Consider the following 13,159-nt stretch of genomic DNA (forward strand, 5'->3'; position numbering starts at 1 on the left):
ATTAGAGATCGAGAACGAGACGTTCCGGATCTTCCAGGCTTTCCTTGACGCGCACGAGGAAGGTAACCGCTTCCTTGCCGTCCACCATACGATGGTCGTAGGAGAGCGCCAGGTACATCATCGGGCGGATGACGACCTGACCGCCGATGGCGACCGGGCGCTCCTGGATCTTGTGCATGCCGAGAATGCCCGACTGCGGCGCATTCAGGATCGGCGAGGACATCAGCGAACCGTAGACGCCACCATTGGTGATGGTGAAGGTGCCGCCCTGCATGTCGGCCATCGACAGCGAGCCGTCGCGGGCAGCCTTCGCCAGACGGCCAAGTTCCTTCTCGACTTCGGCGATCGACATCTGGTCGGCATCGCGGATAACAGGAACGACGAGGCCCTTGTCGGTACCGACAGCCATACCGATGTGGCAGTAGTTCTTGTAGATGATGTCGGTGCCGTCGATCTCGGCGTTGACAGCAGGCAATTCCTTCAGCGCGTGCGTAACGGCCTTGGTGAAGAAGCCCATGAAGCCGAGCTTCACGCCATGCTTCTTCTCGAAGACGTCCTTGTACTTGTTGCGCAGGTCCATGACAGCCTTCATGTCCACCTCATTATAGGTGGTGAGCATGGCGGCGGTGTTCTGTGCATCCTTGAGGCGGCGCGCAATCGTCTGGCGCAGGCGCGTCATCTTCACGCGCTCTTCGCGATTGACATCCTCGACGGCGGTCGGGGCACGGGCGGCAACGGGCGCGGCCGGTGCGGCGGCCGGCGCCGAAGCAGCCTTGGCGACGGCGGCGATGGCATCACCCTTCAGGACCTGGCCGCGCTTGCCGCTGCCTTCGACCTGATCGGCGGAGAGATTGTTTTCGGCGAGCAGCTTGGCTGCAGCCGGTGCCGGCGGCATGGAAGACGCCGGAGCGGAAACGGCAGGCGCTGCAACCGGTGCAGCCGCGGCCGGTGCCGGAGCAGCCGGAGCCGCGGGTGCGGCAGCCTGTGCCGGAGCGGCGGCAGCGCCGTTGCCGGCGGAGATCTGGCCGAGCAGCGCGCCGAGGCCTACGGTTTCGCCGGCCTGGGCAACGATTTCGGAAAGCGTACCGGCGGAAGGTGCCGGAACTTCGATCGTGACCTTGTCGGTTTCAAGTTCGAGAAGCGGCTCATCAGCCTTGATGGCATCGCCGACCTTCTTGAACCAGGTACCGACGGTCGCTTCGCTGACGGATTCGCCGAGGGTAGGAACGCGGATTTCAGTGGCCATTGTTCAAATCCTGATTTTCGTCATTTTGAGTTAGATGGAATTCCGGCGACAGAGGACCGGCGGACGGGTGACACACCGCGACGCTGGCGCCCGGACAACATCAGCGGCCGACCGGGCTTTTGCTTGATCGTGGCGATAGGCTGCATGTTGCTGCATGACGGCCATCTTCTCCCCCGTCGCATCAAGCGGAAGGCTGGAGCGCGACGACGCAATTTTCAAACGAAAACGCGTCATCGCGCAACCCCTCACCCGCCGAGCGCGTCCTCGAGGAACGCCGCAAGCTGCGACAGATGCTTGGACATCAGGCCCGTCGCCGGAGAGGCGGCGGCCGGACGGCCGGTGTAGCGAACGCGCTGGTACTTGGCATCGATATGGGCAAGCACCCATTCCAGATAGGGATCGATGAAGGACCATGCGCCCATGTTCTTCGGCTCTTCCTGGCACCAGACCATTTCCGCATTGCGGAAGCGGCTGAGCTCATTGATGAGCGCCTTGGCCGGGAACGGATAGAGCTGTTCGATGCGCAGCAGGTAGATATCGTCGATGCCGCGCTTCTCGCGCTCTTCCAGGAGATCATAGTAGACCTTGCCCGAGCAGATGACGACGCGACGGATCTTGTTGTCCTTCTGCAGCTTGATCGGGCCATCCTTGATCACTTCCGCATCGTCCCACAGCAGGCGATGGAAGGAGCTCTCGCCCGCCATCTCCGTAAGCGTCGACACGGCGCGCTTGTGGCGCAGCAGCGACTTCGGCGTCATCAGGATCAGCGGCTTGCGGAAGTCGCGCTTCAGCTGACGGCGCAGGATGTGGAAGTAGTTCGCCGGCGTCGTGACGTTGGCGACCTGCATGTTGTCTTCGGCACAGAGCTGCAGGTAGCGTTCCAGACGGGCCGAAGAATGTTCCGGACCCTGGCCTTCATAGCCATGCGGCAGCAGGCAGACGAGACCGGACATGCGCAGCCACTTGCGTTCGCCCGACGAGATGAACTGGTCGAAAACGACCTGTGCACCATTGGCGAAGTCGCCGAACTGGGCTTCCCAGAGGGTCAGCGCATTCGGACGGGCGAGCGAATAGCCGTATTCGAAGCCGAGAACCGCTTCTTCCGAGAGCATCGAGTTGATGACTTCGTAGCGGGCCTGGGTGGGCGAAAGATTGGCGAGCGGAATGTAGCGCTCTTCGGTCTCCTGATCGTAGAGAACCGAATGACGCTGCGAGAAGGTGCCGCGTTCGCAATCCTGACCGGACAGGCGGATCTTGTGGCCTTCGACCACGAGCGAACCGAATGCCAGGGCTTCCGCCATTGCCCAGTCGATGCCTTCGCCCGTCTGCACCATGTTGGCGCGGTTTTCCATGAAGCGCTGGATGGTGCGGTGGGCGTGGAAGCCGGCCGGGATTTCCGACAGCTTACGGCCGATTTCCTTCAGCGACTTCATCGGCACGGCGGTCTTGCCGCGGCGCTGCTCGTCGGCATTGTCGGCCGTATGCAGGCCGGACCACTCGCCGTCAAGCCAGTCGGCCTTGTTCGGCTTGTAGGACTGGCCGGCCTCGAACTCCTGCTCGAGGTGGGCGCGCCAATCGGCCTTCATCTTCTCGACTTCGCCTTCGGTCAGCACGCCTTCGCTGATCAGACGCTGCGAATAGATCTGCAGCACCGTCTTGTGGGCGCGGATGACCTTGTACATGTTCGGCTGCGTGAAGGACGGCTCATCGCCTTCATTATGGCCGTACCGGCGGTAGCAGAAGAGGTCCACCACAACGGGCTTGTGGAACTTCATGCGGAATTCGGTCGCGATCTTCGCGGCATAAACAACCGCTTCCGGATCGTCGCCGTTGACGTGGAAGATCGGCGCTTCGATCATCTTGGCGACGTCGGACGGATAGGGCGACGAGCGCGAGAAGGCCGGATTGGTGGTGAAACCGATCTGGTTGTTGATGATGACATGCATCGTGCCGGCAACGCGGTGACCGCGCAGGCCGGAGAGGCCGAGGATTTCGGCAACAACGCCCTGGCCGGCGAAAGCCGCGTCACCATGGATCAGCAGCGGCACGACCTTGGCGCGTTCGGAGAGCGGGATGATATCGCCGTCCCACTGGGTGGCGCCCATGTCCTGCTTGGCGCGGGCCTTGCCCATGACCACCGGATTGACGATTTCCAGATGCGACGGGTTTGCCGTCAACGAGACGTGCACCTTGGCGCCGTCGAAATCGCGGTCCGAGGAGGCGCCGAGATGGTACTTCACGTCGCCCGAACCTTCGACTTCGTCAGGCGCGTAGGAGCCGCCCTTGAACTCGTGGAAGATGGCGCGGTGCGGCTTGCCCATAACCTGGGACAGCACGTTCAGGCGGCCGCGATGGGCCATGCCGAACACGGCTTCCCTGAGACCGAGCTGGCTGCCGCTCTTCAGGATCTGTTCGAGCGCCGGGATCAGCGATTCGCCGCCGTCGAGGCCGAAGCGCTTGGTGCCCTTGAACTTGACGTCGAGGAACTGCTCGTAGCCTTCGGCTTCGATGATCTTCTGGAGGATGGCCTTCTTGCGCTCGGGATTGAAAGCGATGCCCTTGTCCGGCCCTTCGATGCGCTCCTGAATCCAGGCCTTTTCCTCCGGGTTGGAGATGTGCATGAATTCGACGCCGAGGGTGGAGCAATAGGTGCGCTCAAGGATCTCGATCATCTCGCGAAGGGTCGCGAATTCGAGGCCGAGCACGTTGTCGATGAAGATCTTTCGGTCGAGGTCGGCCTCGGTGAAGCCGTAGGCTTCCGGCGACAGCTCCTTGTAGTCTTCAACGGGAGCGGCGATGCCGAGCGGGTCGAGCTTGGCGTGCAGATGGCCGCGCATGCGATAAGCGCGGATCATCATGATGGCGCGCACGGAATCGCGCGTCGCCTGCAGGACATCGGTTGCGCTCGCCGGCGCGCTGGCGGTTTCGGCCTTCGCCTTCAGCTTGGTTTCGATAACCTTCTCGACAACGCCCCAATCGCCGTCGAGCGCGGAAACGAGATCGCCCTTTGCCGGGATCGGCCAGTTCTTACGCTGCCAGGAGGCGCCCTTGGCCGCCCTCTTCACGTCGTCGGGGCTATCCTCGAGCGCCTTGAAGAAAGACCGCCATTCGTCGGTCACCGACGAAGGATCGTCCTCGTAGCGCGCATAAAGCTGCTCGATATAGGCAGCGTTGGCGCCATCCAGGAACGAGGTGATCTGAAATTGCTCGTTGGCTTCTTGCCTTGCCATGGTGAATCTGCGGGCGCTCTCGCCCGTCTCCCAACTTGTTTGCATTGCCGGTTTTCGGGTTCCCGGCGACCGTATTTCATCTGAGGCCATCAAGGCCGTCGGTATGCACTTGCGAATGTCTAAACCGGACGGGACAAGGCGTCTGCCGCCCCGTCCGGCCTTGCTATAGGTAGGCTCAGCCCTTCAGGACTTCCACCAGCGTCTTGCCGAGACGCGCCGGCGACGGCGACACGCGGATGCCTGCCGATTCCATCGCCGCGATCTTGTCTTCCGCGCCGCCCTTGCCGCCGGAGATGACAGCGCCGGCATGGCCCATCGTGCGGCCGGGAGGTGCCGTGCGGCCGGCGATGAAGCCGACCATCGGCTTCTTGCGGCCCTTCTTGGCTTCGTCCTTGAGGAACTGTGCGGCGTCTTCTTCCGCCGAGCCGCCGATTTCGCCGATCATGATGATCGACTTGGTTTCGTCGTCGGCAAGGAACATTTCCAGGACGTCGATGAATTCGGTGCCCTTGACGGGGTCGCCGCCGATGCCGACAGCCGTTGTCTGGCCAAGGCCTTCATTGGTGGTCTGGAACACGGCTTCATAGGTCAGCGTGCCGGAACGCGAGAGAACGCCGACGGAGCCCTTCTTGAAGATGGAGCCCGGCATGATGCCGATCTTGCACTCGTTCGGGGTCAGGACGCCCGGGCAGTTCGGTCCGATCAGGCGCGACTTCGACTTGATCAGGCGATCCTTGACCTTGACCATGTCGGCGACCGGAATGCCTTCCGTGATGCAGACGATGAGCGGGATCTCGGCGTCGATCGCTTCGAGGATCGCAGCTGCGGCGCCCGCCGGCGGAACGTAGATGACCGAGGCGTTGGCGCCGGTAGCGTCCTTGCCTTCGGCGACGGACATGAAGATCGGCAGCTTTTCGCCGTCCTTGCCGGTCCAGGTTTCACCGCCCTTGGAAGGATGGATACCGCCGACCATCTTCGTGCCGTGATAGGCAAGCGCCTGTTCGGTGTGGAAGGTACCGGTCTTGCCGGTCAGGCCCTGAACCAGAACCTTGGTGTCTTTGTTGATGAGAATAGACATGCGAGGCCTTTGTTACGAGAGGTTGGAAGACGCGGAGGCAACGCGACGGTACAAGCCGCTGACGACCTCCTGCCATGTATCGCTGCCGGCGGGCGAGAACGTGACGCCCATGCGGTAGCAGTCTTCATTTTCGAACTGAAAGAGAGTGCGTTGTTGACCGCGCGGCGAGACCTTGGTCAGCACAAGCTTGTCGTCGATCCATTCGCCGGAAGCCGGCGCGGCAGGCGTAAAGCCCACCGTATCGAACTGATAGAGCTTGTAGGCCTGATCCGCAGCGTCGAAGCCGAGAATGTTCCGGGCTTCGAACGATGTGGCGCCGTCCCGCTTCTGGACATAGCGCTGTTCGACGAAAAATCCGCCGAACAGACACTCGGCCGTGAGCTGCGCGGTTGCCGTGCCTTCCTTCGTCCAGGCCGAAGCCGCGACACGCTCCTCCCCTTCCCAGGTGCCGGCAAAGGCACCGAGGCGAAGATGAGCAGCCGTTGGAGCGAAGGAAGCAGCCATCCCGATCAGCCCTTGACTGCCTTCACGATCTTCTGGGCGGCATCGTCCAGGTCATCTGCGGAGATGACGTTGAGACCGGATTCGTTGATGATCTTCTTGCCGAGCTCGACATTGGTGCCCTCGAGGCGCACGACGAGCGGAACCTTCAGACCGACTTCCTTGACGGCTGCGAGCACGCCTTCGGCAATGACGTCGCACTTCATGATGCCGCCGAAGATGTTGACCAGAATGCCCTGGACAGCCGGATCGGCGGTGATGATCTTGAAGGCGGCCGTGACCTTTTCCTTGGTAGCGCCGCCGCCGACATCGAGGAAGTTCGCCGGCTCAGCGCCGTAGAGCTTGATGATGTCCATGGTTGCCATGGCGAGACCGGCGCCATTGACCATGCAGCCGATGTTGCCGTCGAGGGCGACATAGGCGAGATCATATTCGTGGGCCTGGATTTCCTTCTCGTCTTCTTCCGTCGTGTCGCGCAGCGCGCGGATATCTTCATGGCGGAAGAGCGCATTGCCGTCGAAGGAAACCTTGGCGTCGAGAACGCGAAGGCGGCCATTGGTCATCACGATCAGCGGGTTGACCTCGAGGAGCGCCATGTCCTTTTCGACGAAGGCCTTGTAGAGGATCGGAAAGAGCTTGGCGGCATCTTCGCGGGCAGCACCCTCGAGCTTCAGCGCGTCGGAAAGGGCAGCCGTGTTGGCAGCCGTCACACCCGTCGACGGTTCGATGGCCACGGTGATGATCTTTTCCGGCGTGTCGTGCGCGACGGTCTCGATGTCCATGCCGCCTTCGGTCGAAACGACGAAAGCAACCTGACCGACGGAGCGGTCGACGAGGATCGAGAGGTAGAGTTCGCGATCAATGTCGGCGCCGTCTTCGATATAGAGGCGGTTGACCTGCTTGCCGGCCGGCCCGGTCTGCTTGGTCACCAGCGTGTGGCCGAGCATTTCCTTGGCGTTGGCGACAACATCGTCAACGGACTTGGCGAGGCGAACGCCGCCCTTGGCGTCCGGGCCGAGTTCCTTGAACTTGCCCTTGCCACGGCCACCAGCGTGAATCTGGCTCTTGACGACGTAGAGCGGGCCGGGGAGCTGCTTGGCAGCGGCGGCGGCTTCATCGGCGGAGAAGATGGCAACGCCGTCCGCGACGGGGGCGCCATAGCTCTTCAACAGCGCCTTGGCCTGGTATTCATGAATGTTCATGGGTCTATCCCTGTTGGAAGGCGGAAATTACTTCAGCGACGGCGCGATCGTGGCGCAGGCTTCGCAAAGACCCGCAACGGCTGCGACCGACTTGTCGAAGGCTTCCTTTTCGGCCTTGTTCAGGTCGATCTCGATAACGCGCTCGATGCCGCCGGCACCGATGACGGTGGGAACGCCGACATACATGTCCTTGACGCCATACTGGCCATCGAGGTGCGCGGCGCAAGGCAGGACGCGCTTCTTGTCCTTGAGGTAGGATTCAGCCATGGCGATGGCGGAAGCGGCCGGAGCGTAATAGGCAGAACCGGTCTTGAGCAGGCCGACGATTTCGGCGCCGCCGTCACGGGTGCGCTGGATGATTTCTTCGAGGCGCTCGGCGGTCAGCCAGCCCATGGTGACGAGGTCGGTCAGCGGAATGCCGGCAACGGTGGAGTAGCGGGCGAGCGGAACCATCGAGTCGCCGTGGCCGCCGAGAACGAAGGCCGTGACGTCTTCGACCGATACGTTGAATTCTTTGGCGAGGAAGAGGCGGAAGCGCGACGAGTCGAGCACGCCGGCCATGCCGACGACCTTGTTGGTCGGCAGGCCCGAGAACTTCTGCAGCGCCCAGACCATGGCGTCGAGCGGATTGGTGATGCAGATCACGAAAGCGTTCGGAGCATACTTCTTGATGCCGGCGCCGACCTGCTCCATGACCTTGAGGTTGATGCCGAGAAGATCGTCGCGGCTCATGCCCGGCTTGCGGGGAACGCCGGCGGTGACGATGCAGACGTCAGCGCCTTCGATCGCGGAATAGTCGCTGGCGCCGGTGAGGTTGGCGTCGAAGCCTTCGACCGGGGAGGACTGGGCGATGTCGAGGCCCTTGCCCTGAGGAATGCCGTCCGCGATGTCGAACAGGACGATGTCGCCCAGTTCCTTCAGGCCGGCGAGATGCGCCAGCGTGCCACCAATCATGCCAGAACCAATAAGTGCGATCTTGTTGCGCGCCATTTCGGTGTATCCTTTGCGATCAAAATCCGTGGCGGGATACCGTGAAAGGCATCCACAATAGCCGCCAATCGCATAGACCCAAAGGGCGAAATTGGCAATTGATTATTTTGAGATCAGGAATTTCAATCGGTTAGATCGAAAATGTCTTACGTAAACGTAAGACATTTCGTCACCGAATTGTTACTCGGCGGCACGTCTGGCCGGAGTCTGAGCCAGATATTCGGCGCTGCGCATCTCGAAAAGCCTCGACGCTGTGCGGTCGAATTCGAAGCCTTCCGTCCCCCGCCGCTCCTCAAGCAAATCTTCCGGCATGGCAGCCGCGGAGACGTAAAGGCGGATATTATGATCGTAGAGCGTATCGATCAAAATGATAAAACGCTTCGTTTGGTTCCGCTTATCCGGACCGAGCTTCGGCACGTGATCGAGGAAGATCGTGTCGAAACGCTCGGCGATGGTGAGGAAATCGGCAGGCCCGAGTGGCGCATCGCAGAGATCGGCGAAGGAGAAGCGCGCCATGCGATCGACGGAAAGCGGCACATGGATGGAGCGCCCCTTCATGGGGATTTCCATCGGCTGCGCCTTGCGCCCGTGCAATGCCTGCATCCAGGAGGCGTCCATCGCCATGTCGGCGCGTTGGTCGAGCGGAGTGAGATAGACAGGCTGGCTGTTCAGCTTCTCCATGCGGTAATCGGTCGGCGAATCCAGCGTCACCACATCGACATGCTTCTTGAGCAGATCGATGAAGGGCAGGAAGAGGCCACGATTGAGCCCGTCGCGATAGAGATTGTCCGGCTCGACATTCGACGTCGCGATCAGCACGCAGCCGAGCGAGAACAGCTCGGAAAACAGCCGTGAGAGGATCATCGCATCGGCAATGTCGGTGACGGTGAATTCATCGAAGCACAGCAGTTCGGCTTCGGCGTAGAGATCGGCTGCAACAGGCGGTATGGGATCGGACTGCTTGGTCTCGCCATTCTTGAATTTCAGCCGCTGCGCCGCAATGCGATTGTGCACATCGGCCATGAACTCGAAGAAATGCGCCCGACGCTTCTTCTGGCAGGGCGCCATCGAGAAGAACATGTCCATCAACATGGTCTTGCCGCGTCCGACGCTGCCGTGAATATAAAGGCCTTTGATCGTCTCGGCGGACTTCTTGCGCGCGGCAAACATCCAGCCGAGCGCGCTGGATTTGGCAGCCGGCCGCTTCCGCTTGAGATCGGCAAGCACTCGGTCCAACATTTTCGCCACATCCATCTGCGCCGAATCCACCTGAAGGGATCCGGACGCCGTCAGCGCCTTTAGCTGTTCGCAGACGCTGAGCGCGTAATCTGGCATGGGCTGCATGGGGAAATATCCGCCTGTGCAAATGGGGCGCATCCAAGGGATGCCGCCCCTTCAAATAAGCTTATCGGCTGAGGCTGAGCGGCTGGCCGGAGGCGGTCGAGCCGTCAAAGCGGGAATCTGCTGTCTTGTAGACCGTGCCGATCGTCGAGCCGTCACGATTTTTCAGGAGAACCTGCTTGCCGGAAACTTCCCACGAACCCATCGAGGTCAGTTCGCCGGCGCAACCGCGCGTACCGCCGCGCGAGCCGCCGCCGAGGTTCGTCAGCGTCAGGAACATGTCGCAGCTCGATCCGCCATTGCTGACCTTCCAGCTGCCGACCATCGATTCCTTCGTAACATCCATGGCGGAAGCCGCCATCGCCTGCTGCTGCGCGGGATTGGCCCCATTCGGCGCGCTCGCCGGAGCAGCCGGGAATTGCGAACCGTTACCGGCGCCTGGGGGCGGAAGCTGGCTGGACTGGACGGAAGGAACAGGCTGAGCCTGCAGTGGTGCCGGAGACGAATAACTGTCGTTATTGTATGCCGTGCGCTGGCAACCGGCAAGCGACAGGCCAATCGCCGCAGCCGTCACTGCATATCTAAACTGCATCATCACACTCCTAGTTGATTGTCCACCGCTGACATCTGCGAAGTCATGTTTAATGATGTCCGAATTATCGTATTTCACTTTGGTTAATCAAGTCGATACCGCTACAAATTGCCGTAGGCGATAGCTGGACAAGAATCGGGTGGTTTCAAGGCTAATCTCTGCCAGCCTCGCCCAAAATGGATGCAGGTGGCAAATTTCGCCGTCCTGACCGATCTCATCCGAGACGGATGATATCTCATCTCGTCTGGCGACCACTCGGGCGCTTCGGCAAATCTGCCGAAGCATTATCTCCTTGTTCGCGGTCAAATGGCCGGAAACGGCGGGCTTAAACCCGCCGCTCGACCATCATCTTCTTGATTTCGGCGATCGCCTTGGCCGGGTTCAGACCCTTCGGGCAGGTCTGGGCGCAGTTCATGATCGTGTGGCAGCGATAGAGGCGGAAGGGATCCTCGAGGTTGTCGAGGCGTTCGCCCTTGGCTTCGTCTCTGGAATCGATCAGCCAGCGATAGGCCTGCAGCAGGACGGCCGGGCCGAGATAGCGGTCGCCGTTCCACCAGTAGCTCGGACAGGAGGTCGAGCAGCAGGCGCAGAGAATGCATTCGTAAAGACCGTCGAGCTTCAGGCGGTCTTCATGGCTTTGCTTCCATTCCTTGGCCGGCGGCGGCGAGACCGTCTTCAGCCAGGGTTCGATCGAGCGGTGCTGCGCGTAGAAGTTCGTCAGATCGGGGACGAGATCCTTGACGACGGGCATATGCGGCAGCGGATAGATCTTCACGGTGCCCTTAATCTCGTCCAGACCCTTTGTGCAGGCGAGCGTGTTGGTACCGTCGATGTTCATCGCGCAGGAGCCGCAAATGCCTTCGCGACAGGAGCGGCGCAGCGTCAGCGTCGGGTCGATCTTGTTCTTGATGTAGAGCAGACCGTCGAGCACCATCGGACCGCAGTCGTCGACATCGATATAATAAGTATCGATGCTCGGGTTCTGGCCATCATCCGGGCTCCAGCGATAGACGCGGAATTCGCGCGTATTCTTGGCGCCGACCGGCTTCGGCCAGACCTTGCCTTCGCGCATCTGAGAGTTCTTGGGGAGAGCGAGTTCAACCATGGTCAGTTCCTCTCAGATCAGTACACGCGTGCCTTCGGCTCGATCTTGTGCGGATCGATGCCTTCGGCGATCAGGTCGGTGTGAACCGGACGATAGTCGAGCTTCACGTCGCCTGCCTCATTGACCCAGGCAAGCGTATGCTTGCGCCAGTTTTCGTCGTCGCGGCCGGCGAACTTGCCCTCCGTATAGTCCTCGCGGGCATGCGAGCCGCGGCTTTCCTTGCGGGCCTCGGCGCCGTAGATCGTCGTGATGGCATTGGCCATCAGATTGTGCAGCTCCAGGGTCTCGACAAGGTCGGAATTCCAGATCAGCGAGCGGTCGGTGACCTTGATGTCAGGCAGCTCCTTCCAGATCTCCGACAGGCGGCGGCAGCCGGATTCCAGCGATTCCTGCGTACGGAACACGGCGGCGTCTTCCTGCATGGCGCGCTGCATCTTCTCGCGCAGTGCTGCCGTCGGCGTCGAGCCGCTGGCATGGCGCAGGCGATCGAAGCGCTCCATGATCTTGTCGCAGGCGGCAACGTTGACCGGCGGAACCGGGCTGTTGCGGTCGATGACCTGACCGGCGCGGATGGCGGCGGCACGGCCGAAGACCACGAGGTCGATCAGCGAGTTGGAGCCGAGGCGGTTGGCGCCGTGCACCGATGCGCAGCCGGCTTCGCCGACGGCCATCAGGCCCGGCAGCACGCGCTCGGGATTGCTGCTGTCGGCATTCAGCACTTCGCCCCAATAGTTCGTGGGAATACCGCCCATATTGTAGTGAACGGTCGGCAGGACAGGAATCGGATCGCGGGTCACGTCGACGCCGGCGAAGATACGCGCGCTCTCGGAAATGCCGGGCAGGCGCTCGTGCAGCACGGCCGGATCGAGATGGTCGAGATGCAGGAAGATATGGTCCTTGTTCTTGCCGACGCCGCGTCCTTCGCGAATTTCCAGCGTCATGCAGCGCGAAACGACGTCGCGCGAGGCAAGGTCCTTCGCCGAGGGAGCATAGCGCTCCATGAAACGCTCGCCCTCGGAATTGACGAGATAACCGCCTTCGCCGCGCGCGCCTTCGGTGATCAGGCAGCCCGACCCGTAGATGCCGGTCGGGTGGAACTGCACGAACTCCATGTCCTGCAACGGCAGGCCGGCGCGAGCCACCATGCCGCCGCCGTCGCCGGTGCAGGTATGGGCAGACGTCGCCGAGAAATAGGCGCGGCCGTAGCCGCCGGTCGCCAGCACCACCATCTTGGCGGCGAAGCGATGGATCGTGCCGTCATCGAGGCACCATGCAACGACGCCGGTGCAGCGGCTGCCATCGTCGGACATGATGAGGTCGAGCGCGAAATACTCAATGAAGAATTCCGCATTGTTGCGCAGCGACTGGCCGTAGAGCGTGTGCAGGATGGCGTGGCCGGTACGGTCGGCGGCAGCACAGGTGCGCTGTACCGGCGGTCCCTCGCCGAAGTTCTGCATGTGGCCGCCGAACGGGCGTTGATAGATCTTGCCTTCTTCGTTACGCGAGAAGGGCACGCCGTAGTGCTCGAGCTCGTAGACGGCCTTCGGCGCTTCCATGACCATGTACTGCATGGCGTCGACATCGCCCAGCCAGTCGGAGCCCTTGACGGTGTCGTAGAGGTGCCACTGCCAGCTGTCCGGCGTCATGTTCTGCAGCGAGGCGGCAATGCCGCCCTGGGCTGCGACGGTGTGCGAACGGGTGGGGAAGACCTTGGTGATGCAGGCGGTGCGGAAGCCCTGTTCGGCCATGCCGAGCGTGGCGCGCAGACCCGCGCCGCCGGCGCCGACGACGATCACGTCATAGGAGTGGTCGATATACTTGTAGGCTTTCCCGTTCTGAGCGGGCCCATTCTGAGCAGAAGAGTTCGGTGCCAT

The 13,159-nt window shown here is 61.6% G+C and carries 10 protein-coding genes; all 10 read right to left on the bottom strand.

Features of this window, described 5'->3' with window-relative positions; all coding sequences use genetic code 11:
* Window position 1 precedes the first annotated feature (1 nt).
* Window positions 2–1,246: a 2-oxoglutarate dehydrogenase complex dihydrolipoyllysine-residue succinyltransferase gene (odhB, locus tag FHT84_RS06900; protein ID WP_113249137.1), complete on the bottom strand. Its 1,245-nt coding sequence runs from the start codon at window positions 1,244–1,246 to the stop codon at window positions 2–4.
* 245 nt (window positions 1,247–1,491) lie between these two features.
* Complete coding sequence (locus FHT84_RS06905; RefSeq protein WP_112341361.1) at window positions 1,492–4,476, bottom strand: 2-oxoglutarate dehydrogenase E1 component; 2,985 nt, start codon at window positions 4,474–4,476, stop codon at window positions 1,492–1,494.
* A gap of 175 nt (window positions 4,477–4,651) precedes the next feature.
* Window positions 4,652–5,554 carry a succinate--CoA ligase subunit alpha gene (gene sucD, locus FHT84_RS06910; RefSeq protein WP_183761517.1) on the bottom strand — a complete coding sequence of 301 codons (903 nt, stop codon included), beginning with the start codon at window positions 5,552–5,554 and terminating at the stop codon, window positions 4,652–4,654.
* Window positions 5,555–5,566: 12 nt separating this feature from the next.
* Window positions 5,567–6,058 (bottom strand): DUF1579 family protein, encoded by a 492-nt coding sequence (locus FHT84_RS06915; protein WP_112341362.1) that lies wholly within the window; start codon window positions 6,056–6,058, stop codon window positions 5,567–5,569.
* Between the two features lie 5 nt (window positions 6,059–6,063).
* Window positions 6,064–7,257, bottom strand: coding sequence for an ADP-forming succinate--CoA ligase subunit beta (sucC, locus tag FHT84_RS06920; protein WP_113249138.1), 1,194 nt, complete (start codon window positions 7,255–7,257; stop codon window positions 6,064–6,066).
* 27 nt (window positions 7,258–7,284) lie between these two features.
* Entirely contained in the window at window positions 7,285–8,247 is a 963-nt protein-coding gene (gene mdh / locus FHT84_RS06925) for a malate dehydrogenase (RefSeq protein ID WP_015341411.1), read from the bottom strand.
* Between the two features lie 180 nt (window positions 8,248–8,427).
* Window positions 8,428–9,591: a cell division protein ZapE gene (zapE, locus tag FHT84_RS06930; protein WP_113249139.1), complete on the bottom strand. Its 1,164-nt coding sequence runs from the start codon at window positions 9,589–9,591 to the stop codon at window positions 8,428–8,430.
* A 61-nt stretch (window positions 9,592–9,652) separates the two neighbouring features.
* A complete protein-coding gene (locus FHT84_RS06935; RefSeq protein WP_112341365.1) occupies window positions 9,653–10,180 on the bottom strand; it encodes a protease inhibitor Inh/omp19 family protein in 528 nt (175 codons plus the stop codon).
* A 325-nt stretch (window positions 10,181–10,505) separates the two neighbouring features.
* On the bottom strand, window positions 10,506–11,285 hold the full coding sequence (locus FHT84_RS06940; RefSeq protein ID WP_075853671.1) for a succinate dehydrogenase iron-sulfur subunit: 780 nt from the start codon (window positions 11,283–11,285) through the stop codon (window positions 10,506–10,508).
* A 17-nt stretch (window positions 11,286–11,302) separates the two neighbouring features.
* Window positions 11,303–13,159 (bottom strand): succinate dehydrogenase flavoprotein subunit, encoded by a 1,857-nt coding sequence (gene sdhA, locus FHT84_RS06945; protein ID WP_112341366.1) that lies wholly within the window; start codon window positions 13,157–13,159, stop codon window positions 11,303–11,305.

Origin of the sequence: Rhizobium sp. BK289 (assembly GCF_014193575.1) — a bacterium.
Lineage (GTDB): Bacteria > Pseudomonadota > Alphaproteobacteria > Rhizobiales > Rhizobiaceae > Rhizobium > Rhizobium tropici_C.

Coding starts and splice junctions, on each gene's coding strand:
- odhB (WP_113249137.1), bottom strand. CDS start 1,246: ATGGCCACTGAAATCCGCGTTCCTACCCTCGGCGAATCCGTCAGCGAA.
- FHT84_RS06935 (WP_112341365.1), bottom strand. CDS start 10,180: ATGCAGTTTAGATATGCAGTGACGGCTGCGGCGATTGGCCTGTCGCTT.
- FHT84_RS06905 (WP_112341361.1), bottom strand. CDS start 4,476: ATGGCAAGGCAAGAAGCCAACGAGCAATTTCAGATCACCTCGTTCCTG.
- sucC (WP_113249138.1), bottom strand. CDS start 7,257: ATGAACATTCATGAATACCAGGCCAAGGCGCTGTTGAAGAGCTATGGC.
- zapE (WP_113249139.1), bottom strand. CDS start 9,591: ATGCAGCCCATGCCAGATTACGCGCTCAGCGTCTGCGAACAGCTAAAG.
- sucD (WP_183761517.1), bottom strand. CDS start 5,554: ATGTCTATTCTCATCAACAAAGACACCAAGGTTCTGGTTCAGGGCCTG.
- FHT84_RS06915 (WP_112341362.1), bottom strand. CDS start 6,058: ATGGCTGCTTCCTTCGCTCCAACGGCTGCTCATCTTCGCCTCGGTGCC.
- FHT84_RS06940 (WP_075853671.1), bottom strand. CDS start 11,285: ATGGTTGAACTCGCTCTCCCCAAGAACTCTCAGATGCGCGAAGGCAAG.
- sdhA (WP_112341366.1), bottom strand. CDS start 13,159: ATGGCACCGAACTCTTCTGCTCAGAATGGGCCCGCTCAGAACGGGAAA.
- mdh (WP_015341411.1), bottom strand. CDS start 8,247: ATGGCGCGCAACAAGATCGCACTTATTGGTTCTGGCATGATTGGTGGC.